We start from the raw sequence: 21,069 nt of genomic DNA on the forward strand, positions 1-21,069 counted from the left end.
GATTCTCACTTTCGAACTGGTTAGGCAATGTCCGCTCCTTCCACGCGCGAGCGCTTGTTCCTGGCGAGCAGCAGCCCGCCGCCGAGCAGCGCAAGCAGCCCGAGGATGATGAGCGGGGCGATGTCGCCTCCGGTCATCGGGATGGTTTCTCCCGGATTCAGCGGGGTGACCGGGTTCTCCGTGACTGGCTTGTCAGGAGAGTGCGGGCTCAGAACCAGGTTCTTGAGCGTCGCAGGGGCGACCGCGGTCTCCTTGACCTGCACGGTGTAGCGGATCTCGAGGGTACTGAGGGCGGGTACAGACCCGCTCCAGGTCAGCTTCGTGCCCTTGATTTCCACCGTCGTGCCAGCTGGCGCGACCGGCTCGCCGACAAGCACCGCGTCGTCGAGCACATCAGCGAGGTCGTCCTCGAAGGAAACATCGCTGAGACCGTACGGGGTCGGGTTGCTGACCGTCACCGTGTAGTTCACTCGCTCGCCTCGGCCTACCGCTGATCCGCTCTGCGGGTCAGAGGTCTTGACGAGGTTCACCACGCCAACCGGGTTCTCCGTGACCGGTTTCTCCGGCGACTGCGGGCTTGTCACGAGGTTCCGCAACGTTGCCGGTGGCACGGCTGTCGAAGAGACAAGCACGGAGTACGTGATGGTCACGGTCTCCCCGGCGGGAACCATACCCGTCCAGCTCAGGCTCATCCCGTTGAGGTGAGCCTTCGAACCGTCCGAGACCTTCGGCGACCCGATGAGTGATGCGTCGTCGAGGATGTCGGAGAGGTTGTCCTCAACATGCACGCCAGCAATGTCGGCATCACCCGGGTTGGTCACGGTGACCGTGTAGTCGACCGTGTCACCAGGCTTCACCGCAACGCCCGACGTCGGATTACTGCTCTTACCAAGCACGACCGTCGCAACGGGGTTCGTTGTTTCCGGGTCTACCGGGGAGTCCGGGCTCGATACGACGTTCCTGAGGACCGCCGGCGCAAACGCGTCATCGTTCACGCGCACTGAATACGTGAGAGTGACGACATCGTTCGCAGGCACGTCTCCCGACCAAATAAGGTCAGTCCCCTCGAGCGACACCGCGCCTGAGGAGGCCACCGGGTCTCCGACCAGCGTCGCGTTGTCGAACACGTCGCTCAGATCATCGGTCACGGTTGCGCCCTCGAGCGGAGCGGCGGCATCGTTTGCGATGAGCACGGTGTACTCGACGGTGTCGCCTGGTTTCACTGCGACCCCGTCACCTGGCACCGAGGTCTTCGCGAGACGGAGCGTCCCGACCGGGTTCACAACCTCGGGTATTTCGGGCGAATCCGGGCTCGTAACGATGTTCCGGAGCACCTGTGGGGCGGTCGCATCCTTGTTCACGGTCACCACATAGGTGATCACGATCTCGGAGTCAGCCGGAACGGTCCCGTTCCAGCTAATGCGATCGGCGGCGACAGTCGCGGTTGAGCCGTCCGATACAGCGACGCTCTCCCGATCCAACACCGCGTTGTCGACAATGTCTGCGAGATCATCCGTCACGCTGACGTTGTGGATCGGAGCCGCGGTCGTGTTCCGCACCGTGACCGAGTAGGTGACGTCGTCACCTGGGCGCACGGCCACACCGTCGCCGGGCACCGTTGACTTGCTCAGCGAGACCGTCCCGACGGGGTTTTCCGTGTCGGGCTCGTCGGGCGAGTTCGGGCTGGTCACGAGGTTGCGCAGCACCGCTGGGGCGAGCGCGTCCTTGTTCACGGTGACGCTGTAGGTGAGCGTCACCGAGCCGTTGGCTGGCACGTCGCCGCGCCACTGCAGTTGCTGGTTACCGTCGATCGTCACTGGCGTCCCATCTGAGGCCTCAGCCTCGCCGACGAGCGTCGCGTTGTCCAGGACGTCACGCAGGTCATCGGAGATGCTCGCACCAGCGATATCAACGTTGCTCGTGTTCTGAGCGGTAACGGTGTAGGTGACCGTCTCACCCGGCTTCACAGCTGTCCCGGACGCCGGGGTGACGTCCTTCGTTATCCGCAGCGTGCCGACCGGGTTTTCGGTTCCAGGCCCCTCCTCGTCATCGACAAAGAGTTTGTTGCTCAGCACGGCTGTTCCGTCGGACTTCGGATCGGTGAGCACGGTGTAACTGATCGTCACGGTGTGCCCGGCCGGGATCTCGTGGTCCCAACTGATGACCTGGTTCTCGAACGCGACGGCTGGCACCTCGCCACCGGCGGTCCACCGCGCCTCTGGCCCGGTCACGAGCTGAGCTGCGCTCAGCACGTCACTCAGGTCATCTCGGAGCGAGACCCGCTCGTCGCTCGTCATCCCGTTCATTGCGGTGAGCTCATAGGTGAGCTGCTGGCCCGGTGCCACGATGGTGCCGGAGCCGACCGGGTTGCCTCGCTCGTCGAGCAGTCGCTTCGCGGTCACAATGTCCCCGACAGGGTTCTCCGTTTCGGGAATGATCGGCGAATCGGGGCTCACAACGCGGTTGCGAAGGACATCACCCTGCGAAGCGCTCTCCTTCACCTTGACGGTGTAGGTGATCGCTACGATCTGCTTCGCGGCGAGGTCGCCGCTCCACACGATCTCTTGCGTGTCAGCGTCGTAACGCACGTCACCGCTATAGCTTTCTGGACCGCCGACGAGGTCGGCCGCGCCGAGCACTCCGGCGAGCTGATCGACGACCCGAACGTCCGCAATAGCAGCGTCGACCGGGTTCTTTACGGTGACCGTGTATGTCACGGACTCACCCGGTTTCACGGCTGTGCCGTCGCCGACGTCTGAGACCTTCTCAAGCACGACGGTGCCAACCGGGTTCTCGGTCGACGGGGTGTCATCCGAGTCGGGGCTCGTGACGAGGTTTCGCAGCACCGCCGGTGCCGTGACCTCGTCGAGCACGCGAACGAGATAGGTGATCTCGATCGAGCCGTTTGCCGGGACGGTTCCCGTCCACGAGAGCTCATTCCCTGTCACCGTGGCAGACGATCCATCGGAGACCTGCGGGGTGCCCTCAAGCACCGCGGAGCTCAGCACCTGCGACAGGTTGTCGACGACGCGCACACCTTCCTGCTCCGAACCCGAGGGGTTCGTCACGGTGATCGTGTATGCGACGGTGCTGCCCGGTTTGACGGTCTCACCGCTCTTGGGAACCGAGCTCTTCGCAAGGTTCACGGTGCCGACTGGGTTCTCAATACCCGGGGTGTTCGGCGAGTCAGGACTCGTGACCGCGTTCCGGATCTTCGCGGGCGCCTCGGCGGTGTCCTTCACCGTAACCGAGTAGGTGATCGTCACGGCACCATTCGCGGGAACCGAACCGGTCCAGCGCATGGTTTCGCCGTCGAGCGATACGTCTCCTGCCGAGGGCACAGCGTCGTCGTTCCAGCTCGCGTTTCCGAGGACGTCAGAGAGATCATCCGAAACGGTGACGTCGTCGAGCGCGGCAGCGCTCGGGTTCGTGATCGTGACGGAGTACGTGACCTTCTCTCCCGGTTTGACGACGGTGCCGTCGCCCTTGTCGTTGATCTTTGAGAGCAGCAGCGACCCAACCGGGTTCTCAGTCTCAGGCTCGTCGGTCGAGTGCGGGCTCGTCACGACGTTTCTGAGCGTCGCCGGAGCGAGCGCGTCATCGTTCACTGTCACCTTGTAGGTGATGACGATCTCACCGTGGCTCGGCACAGTACCGTTCCACGAGATCGAGCTGCCGACGAGGGCGGCCGTTGAACCGTCCGAAACCGCGATGTCACGCTCAAGGAGCGTCGCGTCGTCGAGGATGTCGGACACGTCGTCCGTGATGCTCACGAGCGTCGCGTCGGTGTCCGTCGTGTTTTTCGCGGTGATCGTGTAGAACACCTCCTGGCCGGGGCGCACGCTCGATCCGGAAGCCGGGGAGACCGTCTTCTCTAGGCCGATCGTGGTCACCGGGTGCTTGACGCTCGGCTCATCTGGTGAGTCCGGGCTCGTGACAAGGTTGCGCAGCACGTTGCCGCTCTCCGCATCGCTGTTCACGACAACGGTGTAGGAGATCCGTGCTTCCTGACCAGCTGCGAGGTCGCCAATCCATGTGATCGTTTGCGCATCCACATCGAGCGATGCGGTGCCTCCTCCTTCGATCACCTCGGGCTCTCCCTGCATGCTGGCGTAGGGAAGCACGCGGGCGAGGTCATCTACCGCTGTGACCCCGGTGAGATCGACGCCCGAGGTGTTGCGCACCGTCACCGTGTAGGACACGGCGTCGCCAGGCTTCACGCCAGCGCCCGCTGCCGGGTCCGACATCTTCACGAGCTCAACGGAGCCAATGGGGTTGACCGTCTCAGGTGTGACGGGCGAGTCGGGGCTCGTCACCACATTCCGGAGCTGCTGCTCCCCCTGCACATCATCATTCACCTTGACGGTGTAGCGGATCTCGACGGTGCCGCCTGACGCGACATCGCCTGTCCAGGTGAGCGTATTCTGCTTGAGCTCAAGCGCGCCGCCACCCGAAACGATCTCCGCATTGCCCTGCAGGGTTGCGTTGTCGAGAACGTCGCTCAGGTCATCAGCCACGGAGACATCCTTGAGATCGGCTCCACTGTCGTTCGTGATCTTCACGGTGTAGGTGATCTCGTCTCCGATGCGGACGGTGGATCCGGCTGGCACGTCGGTCGATTTTTCAAGGCCGAGCGAGCCAATCGGGTTTTCCGTCTCCGGCTTTTCGGGCGAATCGGGGCTCCAGGCCACGTTTCGCAAGGTCACCGGCGGCGTAATGGTGTCATTCACCTTCACGACATAGGTGATCGTGACGTTCTGCCCGGCCGGGACATCTCCCTTCCAGTGGAGCTGACCTGCGTCGCGGGTAACTTCACCCGACGAAGCGCTCGGCTCGGTTGTCACGACAGCGTGCGCAAGCACATCGTTGAGATTGTCGTAGACGTCGACGCCGTTGACGTCGACCGCGCTCGGATTCTTCACCGTCACCGTGTACGTGATCTCGCTACCAGGCTTAGCCGGCCCGGCGGGCGACACTACGGACTGCTTCTCAAGACCGACGACACCAACGGGGGTCTCGGTCTCCGGTTCCTCGGGAGAAACCGGGCTTGCGACATGGTTCCGCAGCACTTCGCCGGCCGCGACGTCTTCGTTCACCACAACGGTGTACGAGATCGTAACGGTTGCGCCGTTGGCGACATCACCCGTCCAGCTCAGCGTTTCCCCGACGATTTCAGCGTTGCCGCCCCCGACCACATTCAGGGAGCCTGGTACGAGCGTCGCGTTGTCGAAGACATCGGAAAGGTTGTCCGTGAGTGATGCACCCGCAACGTCAACACCTGAGGTGTTGGTCACGGTCACCGTGTAGGTGAGCGGCTCACCGCGGTTGACCGCTGTGCCAGCGGGAACATCGGTGCTCTTCGCGAGGGTCACTGCGCCGATCGGGTGTTCCGTCTCCGGTGTGATCGGTGAATCAGGGCTGCTCACGACATTGCGTAGCGCACCCTCGAAGACTCCCTCGTTCACGCGCACCGAGTAGCTGACAAGCACTTCCTCGCGGGGTGCGAGGTCGCCCGCCCACGTGATCGTGGTGCCATCGATCGTCGCGCCACCGTCGGGGCCTGACTCGAGGGTCGCGCTGTCGAGCACGTCTGAGAGGTCATCGGTCACAACGACACCGGTCAGCGGCGCATCCGCAGCGTTCCTGATGCTCACCTGGTAGGTGACGATGTCGCCTACCTTTACAGCGGTCCCCGCCCCTGGTGTCGATGTCTTCGCGAGCTCGATGCTTCCAACAGGGTGTTCGGTGACGGGCGGATCCTCCGGATCGTTTGTCATGTCGGTACTGGTCACAACGTTCTTCAGTACGGCAGGGGCCGTCGCGTCGTCATTCACCGTAGCGACGTAGCTCAGCTCCACCGAGCTGTTCCCTGCGACGTCGCCGACCCACACGAGCTCGTTGCCCGAGAGTGTCATCCCGGCTGGTAGCGATGCGGTGTCGATCGTCGCGTTCGCGAGCACGCTCGTCACGTCGTCAACGACCCGGACGTCCCGAATCACCCTGGGGGTGTCGTTCGTCACGGTGACCGTGTAGGTGATTGCCTCACCCGGTCGCACAGTGCTACCCGACGTGGGATCCGAGGTCTTCGCGAGCGTCACCTGGCCCCGCGGATTATCCGTCGGGTGTGTGGTTTCCGGGCTCGTCGGCGAATCGGGGCTCGTCACGACGTTGCGGAGGACAGCGCCCTCAGGCGAGATCACCTCGTTGACCTTGACCTGGTAGGTGAAGGTGATGGCGGCCCCGGCGGCGATGCCACCGGTCCACGAGATCGTCTTCGCTACCGGGTCGAAGACACCGGGCGCGACCGGCTCAATGAGGGTCGCGTTCCCCAGCACTCCGCTGAGGTCGTCGATCACCGTCACGTCGTCGAAGTCGACAGCCGAGGGGTTCTTGGCGACCACGGTGTACGTGATCACGTCACCCGATTGCACCGTTGCGCCCGATGCCGGCGTCGAGACCTTCTCGAGATCGATGGTGCGCACCGGGTGTTCGGTTGTCGGCGGGTTCTCCGGGTCGTTCTCCATGTCCGGGCTCGTCACGACGTTTCCGATGACCGCTGGTGCCGTGGCGTCCGCGTTCACGGTGACCTCGTAGCTGAGCGTGACCGTCTCTTGCGCGGGCACGGTCCCCGTCCAGCGGATCGTGTTGCCGTCGAGCACGGCGCCTGCTGGCAGGCTCGCCGCAACAACCGTCGCCGGGCCGCTCACGACGTCCTCAAGTACGACATCTTCCATGTCGAGCTCGGTGTCGTTCGTAGCACTCACCGTGTAGGTGATGGTGGATCCTGGCAGCACCTGGCTGCCAGATGCGGGGTCAGAGTTCTTCTGCAACTCGACCTTGCCCCTCGGGTTTTCCACCTCGTGCGTTGTCCCGGGCGGATCCTCGCGCACCTGGGCGCTCGCCGCGTGGTTGCCGATCCGCTGACCGTTCGGAGCGCTGTCGAGCACGCGCACGGAATAGGTAATCGTCACGATCTCTCCCGCAGCGACATCACCCTGCCAGGTGAGGATCGAGCCGGCTACCGTTGCACCCTCGCTCGGGGTGCCAACGAGCTTCGCGTACGGAAGCACGGCGGAGAGATCATCGGTCACCGTAACGTTTTGCTTCGCAGCTACTGCGTCCTTGTTCGTCAGGGTGAGCGTGTAGTCGATCGTGTCGCCTGGCTTCACAATCGTGCCGCTGGCGGGGGTGGCCGACTTCTCGAGGGTGAGTTCGTCCTCGACTGGGATCACGGTCGTCGGCCCCTCTGGGTCAACGTTTTCGGGAGACTCCACGCCGTTCACGAGCGCCTCGCCACCCGCAAGCGGGTAGAGCTCTTCAGCGGTCTTTGTCGTCACCTCGTAGGTGATCGTGACCGTGGCACCCGCCGGCACGTCGCCGCGCCAGCTCAGCAGCGGCTCCGCATAGCTCGCCTCCGGTGCTGCAAGGTCGTTGCCGTCCCTGTCCTGCATCGAGACGACGATGTTCTCGGGGGATCCCGCGAACTGCAGCAGCTCTGTCAGGTCATCAGTCACGCTCGCGTCTGCAAGCGGAAGCCCGCCGACGTTCCGCGCGGTGACGGTGTAGCTCACGCGCTCGCCGGGCGAGGCAAGCCCGTTCTCGTCCTCATCGGTGGCAGTCTTTTCGAGCAGCAGCGCACCGTCGATGGGTGTTGTAACCGTCAGGCCACCGGTCCACTTCTCGCGATCGGCAGCGTCGGCAGCGTCACGGACACTCGGAACCTCGGTGGTCTCGTCGCCGACGCGCTTCGTGGTTGTGACGGTGTTCACGAGAGCAGCAACCGGCTCAGTGAACTCCTGCACGTCCTCGTCGTCTGCGACGACCTCGGACTTCACGGTCGCTGTGTACGTAATCGTGAACGCCTCGCCCGCGGCGAGGTCACCGGTCCAGGTGATCTTGTCGCCGTCGAGCGTCGCGGTGCCCGTGGAGGCCACAACGTCACTCACCTCGGCGTCGTCGATGACGTTGCTGAGGTCATCGGTGAGCGTGAAGTTTTCGAGGGCTGCGCCGGTCGTGTTCTCCAGTGAGATTGTGTACTCGGCGACATTACGCCCCTCGATCGCACTCGGGGAAGCATTGCCAGGTGCCAGAGAGGTTGTCTTCGTCAGCGTTACGGCGTTGATTCCCGTAAACACGTACACGTTTCCGCTCGCGCTCACGACTGCCCTGTGGCGCTGGACACCGTCGTCACCGACCGCTGTGCCCGCGCGGACCGCGCCGCCGAGGATACCGAACGTGCCGAACATGGATTCGCCGCCGTCCTTGGTCGCGAGCGGCTTGATCGCCGTCGTCGAGGCTGGCCCGCTGACCTCAAAGAGCTGCACGGTCCCCGTATTCGGGGTGCCGTCGAGGTTCAGCGCACCAACGAACAGCTCCGAAGTCGTCTCGTTGAGATCCAGCGTCGAACCGAAGTAGTACTGGTGCGGGGCTGCCGAGAGGCTCTTACCCGCGAGCGTGCCGTCACCGTTATATACGTAGACGGCTCCCTGAGTCGTTGTGGTGTCCGTGGCAATATCGCCCGGCTCGGTTCCTTCGAACGACACCTCCGAGGGCGAGCCCGCGACGATGCGACCGTCCGCCGTAATGGCGATCGCACGCCCAAGGCCAGCCCAGGAGCCGCCCTCGAGCGCAGGCGGAAACGCAACATTCGCCTGGTTGACGTCAGGCGAAACAGTGAAGTTCAGTGAGCCGCTCGCGATGTTCCATGAGCTGATCTGGCCCACCTGGTAGGCGTTCCCGTCTCCCGCGATTTCCCTGTGCTGCGCGGCAGACACGACTGCGAGATCACCGGCTGTTGCGACGATCTGTCCGTAGACGTCGTCGACGTTCACGCCACCGGTCGGAAGCAGCATGGGTGCCGCGACGGCGTCCGCACCGACGATGGCTGAGACCGAGACCGAGTACGCTGCCCCGGCGTTCGCCTTACCGTCCACCCGAGAGTTCGGGGCACCAATCACGACGTGTGATCCGGAGAGACTCACGGACTCGCCAAACGAGCGCACCTCGGCCACGCGGGGGTCACCTGCTGGAGTGATTTTCGTTGGAGTGGTCGTCCAATCGCCATCGACCTCCGTGTAGACGTAGACCTCCTGCGAGTACCGGGCACCTACGATGGCGATCCCGGCGGCCTCATCAATGTCTACCGAGTAGCCAAAGCCCTTGGCATCGGCTGGGGTCACGAGTTGGGTCTCGGCGAAGTCTCCCGCGCCGGGCCCTTCCCAGGTACGGACCGTTACGAGCCCGCTACCGGGCTGCTTGGTCCCACGCTGCTGCGTGAAGATCACGGAGTCACCGCTGAGCTCGACGTCGTATCCGGTGCGTGCGGTATCGGAGCCGGCAACATCAGCTCCGAACTGGGCGACCTCGGTGTACCGATCCGAGTTCGTGGCGTCGAAGGGAGTGATGTCCGCCGTCGTCGTAGCGGCCATCGCCGCGCCAGGGGCAGCGATGAGCATTCCCCCAAACAGCGCGGCTGTCGCAACGGACGCGATCCCGACTCTCATTCGCTCCCACACGCTCTGCGCCCGGGGGCGCTCATGTGTGTCTCTCACGTGTTTCACGTTTCTCCTCATAACCCCGTCTACTTCAGTCGATGAAGGCTGGTCTTTCAGTTCGAACTTCACCTCGCTTAGGCGCGCCCTGTTGGGCACGACTGCACGGATCCCGTGCATGGCGGGGCTCAGCCAGTTCTGGCAGCTAATGACTAGGTTCCAGTTGCCCCACAAAAGTGACGCTGGCTTACGAAATTCTTTTTTTTCGCTTCGCCTCCCGTCGTAACCACCCGAGGTGGCTCGGGTCAGTCGGCGCGGTTCGATTGCAGTAGCGCAAGCGCGCTCGCGCCTCTCACACGTGCGCTGACCGCGGACCGCAGCTATAGCGCGGGTCGCGCAGCGAAATACTGCCGCCAAGGCGCTGGCAGTTCATCCAGGGCGTCGTCGGCTCAATATCCCTACGGAATACCACCCTTTTCGCAGAAGACAGACTCTCTCTACGGTGCAGCGTAGGCAGACTCCTGTCCCACTGAGGACGCCTGGAGTATTAAATCTTTGGAGATTGAGTAGCGATTTTGTCGAAGTTGAGCAGTTCTTATGACTTAGTGAGAGGAGACACAAAAAACCCCAGGCGCCCTAGCGCCTGGGGTTCTTCGTTGCTCGCGGTTACTGCTGCGGCGGGAGTGGTGCGCCTGGCACCGAGAAATCTGGCTGTCCATCCGGACGTGCCGGAATCGGTCGGCCGTCGGCAAACGTCGGCCATGGCAGCAGCACTACTTGTTCCTGCCCCGCCGCCGGTGCGCCGGGTGAACTCGGCTGCGGTGACGCCGGCTGTGCCGGCTGCTCGGCGTGCACTGAATCCGATGCAGGCAGCTGCGCGCCACCCTGGAAGGGCGCGGGAGCGAGGGCCTGCCCATCAGCGACTGCGCGTGCCGCAGTCGCTGCGGCACGCTTCGCCGCGCGCTCGTCTGAATTGTTGGCCCAGCGAAGCAGCAGCGTCACCGACAGGCCAAGAGCCGTGAGAATAAGCACTGCTGTCGCGATCTTCCAGTAGAGATCGGGAACGCGCAGGTTGAAGGCTTCGATGCCTACGGGAGCGGTGAACAGAATGCCCGAGAGCACCGCAAGCACGCTCGTGATGAATGCGAAACTGTTTCCCGCATCATCATTGGCCTTGCCGAGTCGGAGCAGCACCTCGCAGCACAGGATCACGAGCCTCGTGACGATGATCACAAAGAACGACTTCCAGAAAATCTCGAGAATCAGACCGTACGAGGTGTACGGGGTCATCCAGATCACGACGAGCAGCAGCCCGAGGATGTAGGTATTCGCGATCAGTGCGACCGGGGCGTACCACTCGCTGACACGCTCACGATTTGTGTCGACCGCCGTCAGCAGGACAAACACGGCGAAGAGTGCAAACGTCGAGAACACGCGCTCGAAGCGGCCCTCGAAGTCCCCGATGAACAGTAGCGAGATCGACGCAAGCGTCAATCCGATGAGCAGGATGATGCTCACTCGCAAGAACGTCGACGGCTTCTTCGAGGCGGAGCCCGATGGCTGCGGGATAGCTGGCGCGACTCCCGGAACGGTGCCGGCAACGGCGCTGGGAACAGCGTCCTGCGTGGTTTCCAGCGGTGCGTGATTATCACTCATGCGAACAGTCTCCCACTTCCAGGCCGTGAAGTGCCAGAAATGCTTTCGCGAGCGAAACCCCTGGCCCCGCTGCAACGCTTCCCCGCAGGGGGAAAACTGCTCACGCAAAGCCGCATAGACTTAGGGGGTGACTGACTTCGCTGCCTCTTCATTCCGCCCCGATACGGTCGCCGATGCGGCTGCCACCCCTGAGAAAGAGCAGCCGTACGCGGCACTCGGCCTCAAGCCCGACGAGTACGACAAGATCCGTGAGATCCTCGGCCGCCGCCCGACCTCTGGCGAACTCGCCATGTACTCGGTCATGTGGTCTGAGCACTGCTCGTACAAGTCCTCAAAACCCTACCTGCGCCAGTTCGGCAAAAAGGTCAACGACAAGATGCGCGAGCGCCTGCTCGTCGGCATCGGCGAGAACGCCGGCGTCGTTGACGTCGGCGAGGGCTGGGCGGTGACCTTCAAGGTCGAGAGCCACAACCACCCCTCATACATCGAGCCGTTCCAGGGCGCTGCGACCGGCGTTGGCGGAATCATCCGCGACATCATCTCGATGGGCGCGCGCCCCGTCGCCGTCATGGATCAGCTCCGTTTCGGCGCGATCAACGACCCTGACACCGCACGTGTCGTGCACGGCGTCGTCTCCGGTATCTCCTCGTACGCGAACTGCCTCGGCCTGCCGAACATCGGCGGCGAGACCGTCTTCGATGGCGTCTACCAGCAGAACCCGCTCGTGAACGCACTCGGCGTCGGCGTTCTCCGCCACGAAGACCTCCACACCGCGAACGCTTCCGGCCTCGGCAACAAGGTCGTACTCTTCGGCGCCCGCACCGGCGGCGACGGCATCGGTGGCGCGTCGATCCTCGCGTCTGACTCGTTCGACGAGGGTGGCCCCACCAAGCGCCCAGCCGTTCAGGTCGGCGACCCCTTCGCAGAGAAGGTGCTCATCGAGTGCTGCCTTGAACTCTTCCAGGGCGAGCTCGTCGAGGGCATCCAGGACCTCGGCGCCGCAGGCATCTCTTGCGCAACGAGCGAGCTCGCGGCGAACGGCGACGGCGGCATGTTCATCGAGCTCGACAGCGTGCTCCTTCGCGACCCCTCGCTCACCGCAGAGGAGATCCTCATGTCGGAGAGCCAGGAGCGCATGATGGCAATCGTCGCGCCCGAGAAGCTCGACGCATTCCTCGCAGTCACTGAGAAGTGGGACGTCGAGACGAGCGTGCTCGGCGAGGTCACCGACACGAACCGCCTCATCATCAACTGGCGCGGGGAGGAGATCGTCAACGTCGATCCCTCGACCGTCGCGGTCGACGGCCCGGTCTACGACCGTCCGGTCGCCTACCCCACCTGGATCGACGCGCTCCAGGCCGACTCCGTGAACGCGGCAGGCCTCGCCCGCAAGGACTCGGGCGACGCGCTCCGCGAGCAGCTCCTCACCGTGTCGTCCTCGCCGAACCAGGCCGACGTGTCGTGGGTGACAAACCAGTACGACTACTACGTTGGCGGCAACACCGCCCTCGCCTTCCCCGATGGCGCCGGCATGATCCGCGTCGACGAGGAAAGCGGGCTCGGCATCGCGATCTCGACCGACGCGAACGGCCGCTACTGCCAGCTCGACCCCTACGTTGGTGCGCAGCTCGCACTCGGCGAGGCATACCGCAACGTCGCAACCTCCGGCGCTGTCCCGACCGCGGTGACGGACTGCCTGAACTTCGGCAGCCCCGAGAACCCCGAGGTCATGTGGCAGTTCTCGCAGGCCGTCGAAGGCCTCTCTGACGCGTGCCTCTCGCTCGAGGTGCCCGTGACCGGCGGCAACGTGTCGTTCTACAACCAGACGGGCGATACCCCGATCCACCCCACCCCAGTGGTCGGTGTGCTCGGCATCATCGACGACGTCGCGCGCCGCGTGCCCTCGGGCTGGCAGGATCAGGGCGAGCACCTCTACCTGCTCGGCGTGACCCGCGACGAGCTCGACGGCTCAGCCTGGGCCGAGGCCGTGCACTCACACCTTGGCGGGCTGCCCCCGAAGGCCGATCTCGCAGCAGAGCGCACGCTCGCCGAGCTGCTCCACGCCGCAGCGCAGGGCGGCCTGCTCTCGGGCGCGGTTGACCTGTCCGAGGGCGGCCTGGCGCAGGCTGTCGTCGACGGCGCGCTCCGCTTCGGCGTCGGCGCTCGCGTGTGGATCGACGAAATCATGGAGCGCGACGGCGTCGACGCCGTTGCAGCGCTCTTCTCGGAGTCGCAGGGCCGCGTGCTCGTCGCGGTTCCCCACGAGGAGGACGTGAAGTTCCGTGGCCTCTGCGAGGGTCGCAACTACCCCGTGCTGAAGGTCGGCGTGACCGACCTCAGCGGTGACGACGCAGCGATCGAGCTCCAGGGCCGCTTCACGCTGCCGCTCGCTGAGCTGCGCACCTCGGTGCAGGCGACGCTCCCCGCGGCGTTCGGCGCGGTCATCGCCGAGTAACACTCGCACTGCAAAGGGGAGGGCGTCACCGACTGGTGGCGTCCTCCCCTTTGTGCTGCTGAGGCCTGCAGAGGCCTGCAGACACTTACTGGGCCTGCTAAGGCTTACTGGGCTTGCAGAGCCTTATTCTGGGCTACACAGGGCGACTCAGGGCGGCGCTGGGCGGCTCAAGGTCCCTCTTGGGCGGGGCTGGGCGGCTTAGGCGTGCTCGTGCGCACCCCGGCTTGGCTTCCTGCGGTCGTGACCGGCAGCGCGCCCACCGCGGGCAGGGAACCCGCCGCACTAGCGACGCTTTCTGCAGTATCTCTGTCCAAAACCACGTTTTTCGTGAGATCTTCTGCAGATCTCAGAGTTAACGCAGCGGGGCCCAGCCGCGGCCCAAGCCGCCAGCCGTGGCCCCAGCCGCCAGCACCGGCCGCGCCCCTCAGACCGCCGCAGCGGCGCGGGCGGCGGCCGGCAGCGCCTCCGCGATCCGGCCGATGACGCTGTCGTCGTGCGCGGCGCTCACAAACCACGCCTCGAACGCGCTCGGCGGGAGGTTCACACCGCCCGCGAGCATCGCGTGGAAGAACGCGCGGTGCTGGTCCGTGTTCTGGCGCAGCACGTCGTCGTAGTTTGCTGGCGCGACCGGGTAGTCACCGAAGAGCACGCTGAGCAGGGTCCCTGCCCGCTGCACTCGGTGCGCGACGCCCGCGGCGGTGAGCGCGTCCTCGACCTCAACCGCCAGGGCGTCGGCCGCGGCAGCAAGGTGGTCGTAGACGGCGGCGTCGGCGTTCCTGAGGGTCGCGAGCCCGGCAGCGACCGCGAGCGGGTTCCCCGAGAGCGTCCCACCCTGGTACACGGGCCCGAGCGGGGCGAGCATCTCCATGAGCTCCCGCCTGCCCCCGAGTGCCGCGAGCGGCAGCCCGCCGCCAACGACCTTGCCGAACGTGAACAGGTCCGGCCGTAGCCCCTCGGGCATGCTCGGGCGTTCGATCCCCCAGTAGCCAGCGGCGCTCGCCCTGAACCCCGTGAGTACCTCGTCGGTGATGACGAGCGCGCCGTGCGCGTGCGCAATACGGATCAGTCCCTCGGTGAACCCGGGGTCTGGCGGGAGGATCCCCATGTTCGCGGCGGCCGACTCTGTGATGACGGCCGCGATCTGCCCCTCGTGCGTCGCGAAAGCGTGTTCGAGGGCTGCGAGGTCGTTGTACGGCAGCACGAGCGTCTGCGCGGCGGTCTCTGCGGTGACCCCGGCGGATCCAGGCAGCCCGAACGTCGCGAGGCCGGAGCCCGCCGCGGCGAGGAGTCCGTCCGAGTGCCCGTGGTAGTGGCCTGCGAACTTGATGATGAGCGGCCGCGACGTGGCGCCGCGCGCGATGCGGATCGCCGTCATCGTCGCCTCGGTGCCTGTCGAGACGAGGCGGACGCGCTCGACGTCTGGCATTCTCGCGATGATCTCCTCGGCGAGCTCGAACTCGCCCGGCACGGATGCCCCGAACCCGAGCCCCTTGGCCGCCGCCTCCTGCACCGCGTCAACAACTGCGGGGTGCGCGTGACCGAGCAGGGCTGGCCCCCACGCGCCGATGAGGTCGACGTATTCGGTGCCGTCCGCGTCGGTCACCGCCGCGCCGCTGCCCCGCACGAAGAAGCGTGGCGTGCCGCCGACGGAGCCGAAGGCCCGCACCGGGGAGTTCACGCCGCCCGGGATCACGCTCGCGGCCCGCGCCGCGTACTCGGCGCTGCGCGCGGTCTCGCCAGCGCGCGCTGTCTGGCCGTTTGCCTGCTCTACTGCGCTCATCGGATCCACCCCGCAAGTTCGGTCGCGAAGTAGCTGAGGATCGCATCAGCCCCCGCGCGCTTGATACTCACGACGGACTCCTCGATTGCCCGCCTGCGGTCGATCCAGCCGTTCGCAGCCGCCGCCTCGATCATTGCTGCCTCACCGGACACCTGGTAGGCCCAAACGGGCACGGTGCTCACGTCTGCGACGTCGGCGAGCACGTCGAGGTAGCTCATCGCCGGCTTCACCATCACGATGTCTGCGCCCTCGCTGATGTCGAGTTCGACCTCGCGGAGGCCCTCGCGGCGGTTCGCTGGGTCCATCTGGTAACCCTTGCGGTCGCCAGTGAGCTGGGAGTCGACGGCCTCGCGGAAGGGCCCGTAGAACGCCGAGGCGTACTTCGCCGAGTACGCGAGCAGCGCGGTGTCGGTGAAGCCTGCTTCGTCGAGCGCACCGCGCACGGCGGCGACCTGACCGTCCATCATGCCGGAGAGGCCGAGCAACTCGGATCCCGCTTCGGCCTGCGCGAGCGCCATCGCGCGGTAGCGGTCGAGGGTGGCGTCGTTGTCGACGCTTCCCCCGTCGGCGCTGAGCACGCCACAGTGGCCGTGGTCGGTGAACTCGTCGAGGCAGAGGTCGGTCTGCACGACGAGCGCGTCGCCCGCCTCCGCGCGAACTGCGCTCGTTGCGAGGTTGAGGATGCCGTGTGGATCGTCGGCAGCGCTCCCCCTCCCGTCGCGCTCGGCCGGGATGCCGAACAGCATGACGCCTCCGACGCCTGCTGCGGCAGCCTCGGAGACAGCGCCCTTGAGCGAGTCGATCGTGTGCTGCACCACGCCGGGCATCGAGCCGATGGGCAGCGGTTCGCTGAGCCCCTCGCGCACGAACATTGGCAGCACGAGGTCGCGGGGGTGCAGGCGTGTCTCTGCGACGAGCCCGCGGAGGGCTGGTGTGGCGCGCAGGCGCCTGGGTCGAATCGTCGGGATCATTCTGCGGTTCCTTCTGGATCGGTTGAAGACGTGGAGCGTGTGGTGTGCGCCTCGGTCGCTACGGCGTCCGCTGCAGCATCCTGGCTCGTGGGGTGGATCGGCCCGCGGTCTGCGCGGTGTGCGCCATGTGCGCGGTCTGCGCGGTCCGCCGACGCGAAATCGACAAGGGCCGCGACGGTGCCCGCCGCAGTGTGTTCGCTCGCCACGGTGTCGGCTGGCAGCCCGACCCTGGCGAGCTCGCGGGCGGTTGGTTCGCCGATTGCCGCGACGACCGTGCCGTGCGGGAGCGGTGCAAACCGCGCCGCGAGCGCGCGCGCCCCGGACGAGCTGAGCACGAGTGCCGCGCCGATCCGTTGCGCGAGCGCGGCGTCTGCGTGCGGGTCCGCGGCGACGGGAACGGTGCGGTACGCGGTGACACGTTCCGCGCTGAGGCCGGCAGCGCGGAGCCCCTCCTCGAGTGTTGGTTCCGCGATTTCAGACAGCGGCAGGAGCACGCGTGCGCCCGTTTCGGTTTCCGCGCGAATCGTCGCGACAAGGTGTGCCGCGAGCTTCGCCCCCGTGAACTCGTCTGGCACGAGGTCGACGGTGAATCCGGCAGCGGTGAGCGCTGCCGCGGTGACGGGCCCCACGGCCGCGATGCTCGCCGTCCCTGGCCGTGCTCCCGCCGCGACGAGGGCGCGGGCGCCGTGCTCGCTCGTGACAGCTACCCAGGCATACGCGCCGCGGTTGAGCTCAGCGACGGCCGCGGTGAGCGGGCCGAGGTCTTCCGGATCCACCTGCTCGATAAGTGGAACGAGCTCTGCCGAGGCGCCGTGTTCGGCGAGCAGCGTGGCGATCCGCTCCCCGCGTGGACCGCCGCGTGGCACGAGCACGGAACGCCCGTCGAGGAGGCGCGCGAGCGGCGCGTCGGCGGAGTGCGCCGCCGACCCTGCGCGTTCGACGCTGCCCGTCACCTTGCCGCCCCGAGGGGCGCCAACTGCGCTGCACCGCGTGCGAGCAGTTCAGCGGCGACCGTGCGCCCGAGCTGAGTTGGTTCGGCGTCGTCGGACATGTTGGGTGTTGCGGGCACCTCAGCGGTTGCCGTGAGCTGCTCGCTTCCGTCGAGGCGGTACACCGTCGCACTCAGTCTGAAGATTCCGTCTGACACGCTCGCCGTGGCACCGATGGGTGCGGCGCAGCCTGCCTCGAGTGTGCCGAGGAGGGCGCGTTCTGCGATCGCTTCGGCCCGAGCAGTCGGGTCGTTGAGCGCGGCAAGTGCGCGCGCCATCACCTCCGTTGAGACATCCGCCTCACGCACCTCAACGGCGAGCGCGCCCTGGCCTGGGGCGGGCGGCGCATCGACAAGCGAGAAGCGTTCGGAGATCGCGTCACCTCGGCCGATGCGGTCGAGCCCAGCGGCCGCGAGCACGACAGCGTCGAGGTCGCTGTGCACTCGAGCGAGTCGGGTATCGACGTTGCCTCTGATGTCGGAGACGAGAAGGTCGGGGCGGCGGGCAAGCAGCTGGGCGGCCCGGCGCGGCGATCCTGTTCCCACACGTGCGCCGTGCGGGAGCGTTGCGAGCGTCCCCCCGTCGCGCGCGCACAGGGCGTCGCGCGGGTCTGCCCGGAGGGGAACCGCGCCGAGCACGATCCCGTCGCACGGGCCCGTAGGGAGGTCCTTGAGGGAGTGCACAGCGAGGTCGCACTCACCAGCGACGAGCGCTTCGCGGAGCGCGCTGACGAACACACCTGTTCCGCCGAGCTGCGCGAGCGGCGCACGGGAGACGTCGCCGTGTGTCGTGACGATCACGAGGGCGACGTGCATGCCCGTAGCAGCGGCGATCGCTTCTGCCACTCGCGTGGTCTGTGCGACGGCGAGCGCGCTCCCGCGCGTGCCGACCCGCAGTAGCCCCGAGGCTGCGGCGAGCGGCCCGTCCGCGCGGGAGACGCTTCCCGGGGTGAGTGTGCCCGCGGCGGAGCTATCCGCAGTGGCGGAACTGCCGCTGCTGGAGCTGCCGCTGGCTGGGGTGTGGGTCGTTGCGGTCATGCTGGGGATACCGGGCTTTCGTTGCGTGATGTGTTGTGTGTGATGTGCGCGGTCTCACGCAGGAGCCCCGCTGCAGCAGCTCGGGCGCCGGGGATCACCGAGGCGAGCCCGGTGCCAGAAACCCAATCGCCAGCGAGTGCGGCGCGTGGCGGGACGGTGAGGCGCGGCGAGGCGCCAGGCGGAGCGCCGACGTGCCAGCGCTGTCGTTCCCAGCCGACGATGCGGTCGGCGTCGACGTGCATGCCAAGGATGGCTGCGGCATCTCGATGGGCGAGGGCGAGGGCTGCTGCGGGGTCAAGGTCCGCGGTCTCGGGTGCGGACCCCGCACGCCCGTATGAGAGCCTGAGGACGTGGGTGCCAGGGCTGACGGTCGCGGCCCGATCAGGCCATTTCGCTGTGACGTGCGTCAGCGCTTTTGCCGCGATGCCTGCCCCAGCAGCGACGAGCACCCCGGTGCCGCGGGGCGCGGCGTCGAGGCGATCGTCGTCGATGGCGAGTGCGATGACCTCGATGTCGTGCTCTGCTGGCGCCGCGGCCTCGCGCGAGGGTGCAGGAGCAGCGGCCTGCAGCAGTGCACGCGCCGCCGACTCGGGTACGGCGAGGAGCACGGCGTCGAAGTGCCCGCTGCCCGGAATCGGTTCGCCACCGCCTCCCATCAGCTTCCAGGGCGCATCCGCTGCTGCTCCCTTGGACAGCGCGTCGACGCTGGCGCCAAGGACGATGTCGCAGCCGAGCGCAGCAACCGTTTCGGCGAGCACGGAAACGAGTGTCGTCATGCCGCCAGCGAGCGACGCGACCGCGCCACCTGCCGCAACGCTCGCCTCCCGCAGCTCACGCGCGGCGAGCACGAGAGACCCGGTGCGGGCGTACGCTGCGCTCAGCCCTGCGACAGCGGCAAGCGGCAAGCGCTCTGGCTCGGCGGAGTAGACGCCAAGGGTGATGGGGCGGACGAGTCGCTGGAGCACGCGCTCGCCGAGCCGGCTGCGCACCGCGTCAGCGACAGTCGTGTCGCCGTCGATGTTGCGTGCCCGCGGCAAGAGCGGTTCGGCTGCTGCCCGCACCGCGCCAAGCCACCCGAGGTGCTTGCGCGCTGCTGCTGCGAGCGGCTTCGCCGGGATCCCTATCGCCCCGCCTGGCGGCAGCGGCAGCGGCCCGGCGTCGCCAACAACCCAGGCCCCGAGGTTCGCCGGCTGGACGACGCGGTCGGTGATCCCCAGCTCCGTCAGCAGCGCGGCGACTGATCCGCCACGCGTCGCGAACGCCTCAGCGCCAACGTCAAACGGTGCGCCGGCGAGTTGCACGGCGTGCACACGCCCGCCGAGCCTGTCAGACCCCTCGAAGAGCGTCACACGCGCTCCGGCGAGGGCGAGATCGCGGGCCGCAACGAGGCCGGCGAGGCCGCCGCCGATGACCGCCACACGCGTGTTCCCAGCGGTGCGTTGCCGTTCGCCGCGCACCTCGCCCGTTTCCGCGTGGTTAGCGATCATGTGCGAGCTGCACGATGCGCGTGAGCACATCTGGATCGGTGTCGGGTGGCACGCCGTGCCCGAGGTTGAGGATGTGTGCTGGCGCCCGTTCGCCGCGCGCCAGCACGTCGTCGACGTGCGCCTCAAGCACGCTCGGTGGAGCACCGAGGAAGGCTGGGTCGAGGTTGCCCTGGAGCGGGAAAAGGTCGCCGAGGCGCGCGCTTGCCTCGTCGAGCGGGAGGCGCCAGTCGACGCCGACGGCGTCTGGCGCGAGCGCCGCGAGCTCTTCGAGGAGGTGCCCTGAGCCGACGGCGAAGTGGATCACTGGAACAGCGAGCTGCGAGTCACTCTCCCCTGGGCTCGGGTAGGCGAGGTCGCGCGCGAGGCTGAGCGCCCGCCTCGAGGCCGGTGCGACGTGCGTGCGGTAGGCCTCGACGCTCAGTGAACCCGCCCACGAGTCGAACAGCTGCACGGCGCTCGCTCCCGCCTCGATCTGCGCTTCGAGGAACACTGCGCTGAGATCCGCCGCCCACTCGAGCAGCTCCCGCCAGGTGTCGGGGTCTGAGTGCATGAGCGCGCGTGCGCGCAGGTGCTCGCGGGAGGGACCGCCCTCCACCAGGTAGGCGGCGAGCGTGAACGGCGCACCGGCGAAGCCGATGAGCGGGGTCTCTCCCAGCTCTGCGACGGTGAGTGCGACCGCGTCGCGGATCGGCCCGATGGCCTCGCGCATGCGTTCCGGACTGAATTCGGCCCTGCAGCGAGCAACGTCTGCCGCGGTGCGAACGGGCTCGGCAAACACTGGCCCCTTGCCCGCGACGAGGTCGACGTCGACGCCAGCGAGCAGCGGTGGCACGACGATGTCGCTGAAGAATACCGCCGCGTCGACCCCGTGTCGCCGCACAGGCTGCAGGGTGATCTCGCTCGCAAGCTCGGGGTTCAGGCAGGCGTCGAGCATTCGGTGTTCTGCACGCAGCTCGCGGTATTCTGGCAGCGAGCGGCCGGCCTGGCGCATGAACCACACGGGAACGCGCGCTTGGCGGTCTCCGCGGAGGGCAGCAACGAGCGGTGATTCACTGGTTGCGCCGGAGACAAGTGGGTGGGTTTCGCTGAGAAGTTTCATCGGTCGAGATAGTAACCTATAGATCTGACGTGATAGATCAGATGTGTTCAGGTTCGCGTGGTTTGCTTACTTCTCGAACCCCCATGCCCGGCTCGAAACAAGAA

General features: G+C 66.5%; 9 protein-coding genes. 1 reads left to right on the plus strand and 8 read right to left on the minus strand.

What is annotated here, in order from left to right; genetic code table 11:
* Positions 1-20: 20 nt before the first annotated feature.
* Both SD72_RS07465 and SD72_RS07470 read right to left on the minus strand, forming a co-directional pair.
* Entirely contained in the window at positions 21-9,503 is a 9,483-nt protein-coding gene (locus SD72_RS07465) for a DUF7927 domain-containing protein (RefSeq protein ID WP_042543802.1), read from the minus strand.
* Positions 9,504-10,157: 654 nt separating this feature from the next.
* Positions 10,158-11,147, minus strand: coding sequence for a hypothetical protein (locus SD72_RS07470; protein ID WP_042543803.1), 990 nt, complete (start codon positions 11,145-11,147; stop codon positions 10,158-10,160).
* A gap of 127 nt (positions 11,148-11,274) precedes the next feature.
* Between SD72_RS07470 and purL the strand changes: the two genes are divergently transcribed.
* Positions 11,275-13,602 carry a phosphoribosylformylglycinamidine synthase subunit PurL gene (gene purL, locus SD72_RS07475; protein ID WP_042543804.1) on the plus strand — a complete coding sequence of 776 codons (2,328 nt, stop codon included), beginning with the start codon at positions 11,275-11,277 and terminating at the stop codon, positions 13,600-13,602.
* Positions 13,603-14,026: 424 nt separating this feature from the next.
* Here the strand turns inward: purL and hemL are convergent, their stop codons facing one another.
* From hemL to hemE, 6 genes are read right to left on the minus strand one after another with little or no spacing between them, the layout of a single operon-like run.
* Positions 14,027-15,382, minus strand: coding sequence for a glutamate-1-semialdehyde 2,1-aminomutase (hemL, locus tag SD72_RS07480; RefSeq protein ID WP_084766941.1), 1,356 nt, complete (start codon positions 15,380-15,382; stop codon positions 14,027-14,029).
* Positions 15,379-16,353, minus strand: coding sequence for a porphobilinogen synthase (gene hemB, locus SD72_RS07485; protein WP_042543805.1), 975 nt, complete (start codon positions 16,351-16,353; stop codon positions 15,379-15,381). Before hemB ends, hemL begins: the two co-directional genes overlap by 4 nt.
* A complete protein-coding gene (locus SD72_RS07490; RefSeq protein ID WP_052492546.1) occupies positions 16,350-17,306 on the minus strand; it encodes a uroporphyrinogen-III synthase in 957 nt (318 codons plus the stop codon). The genes hemB and SD72_RS07490 overlap by 4 nt, the downstream gene beginning before the upstream one ends.
* Positions 17,303-18,379, minus strand: coding sequence for a hydroxymethylbilane synthase (hemC, locus tag SD72_RS07495; protein ID WP_084766919.1), 1,077 nt, complete (start codon positions 18,377-18,379; stop codon positions 17,303-17,305). Before hemC ends, SD72_RS07490 begins: the two co-directional genes overlap by 4 nt.
* A complete protein-coding gene (locus tag SD72_RS07500) occupies positions 18,376-19,866 on the minus strand; it encodes a protoporphyrinogen/coproporphyrinogen oxidase (RefSeq protein ID WP_042543806.1) in 1,491 nt (496 codons plus the stop codon). Before SD72_RS07500 ends, hemC begins: the two co-directional genes overlap by 4 nt.
* The gene (hemE, locus tag SD72_RS07505) at positions 19,856-20,965 is read right to left on the minus strand and encodes a uroporphyrinogen decarboxylase (RefSeq protein ID WP_042543807.1); all 1,110 of its coding nucleotides are present in this window, start codon (positions 20,963-20,965) and stop codon (positions 19,856-19,858) included. The genes SD72_RS07500 and hemE overlap by 11 nt, the downstream gene beginning before the upstream one ends.
* Positions 20,966-21,069 lie beyond the last annotated feature (104 nt).

This window comes from Leucobacter komagatae (genome assembly GCF_000834055.1).
Classification (GTDB): Bacteria; Actinomycetota; Actinomycetes; order Actinomycetales; family Microbacteriaceae; genus Leucobacter; species Leucobacter komagatae_A.

Excerpts from the sequence above, each read along its gene's own strand:
- SD72_RS07500 (WP_042543806.1), bottom strand. The coding sequence starts at position 19,866 with ATGATCGCTAACCACGCGGAAACGGGCGAGGTGCGCGGCGAACGGCAA.
- hemB (WP_042543805.1), bottom strand. The coding sequence starts at position 16,353 with ATGATCCCGACGATTCGACCCAGGCGCCTGCGCGCCACACCAGCCCTC.
- SD72_RS07470 (WP_042543803.1), bottom strand. The coding sequence starts at position 11,147 with ATGAGTGATAATCACGCACCGCTGGAAACCACGCAGGACGCTGTTCCC.
- hemE (WP_042543807.1), bottom strand. The coding sequence starts at position 20,965 with ATGAAACTTCTCAGCGAAACCCACCCACTTGTCTCCGGCGCAACCAGT.
- hemL (WP_084766941.1), bottom strand. The coding sequence starts at position 15,382 with ATGAGCGCAGTAGAGCAGGCAAACGGCCAGACAGCGCGCGCTGGCGAG.
- SD72_RS07465 (WP_042543802.1), bottom strand. The coding sequence starts at position 9,503 with ATGAGAGTCGGGATCGCGTCCGTTGCGACAGCCGCGCTGTTTGGGGGA.
- hemC (WP_084766919.1), bottom strand. The coding sequence starts at position 18,379 with ATGACCGCAACGACCCACACCCCAGCCAGCGGCAGCTCCAGCAGCGGC.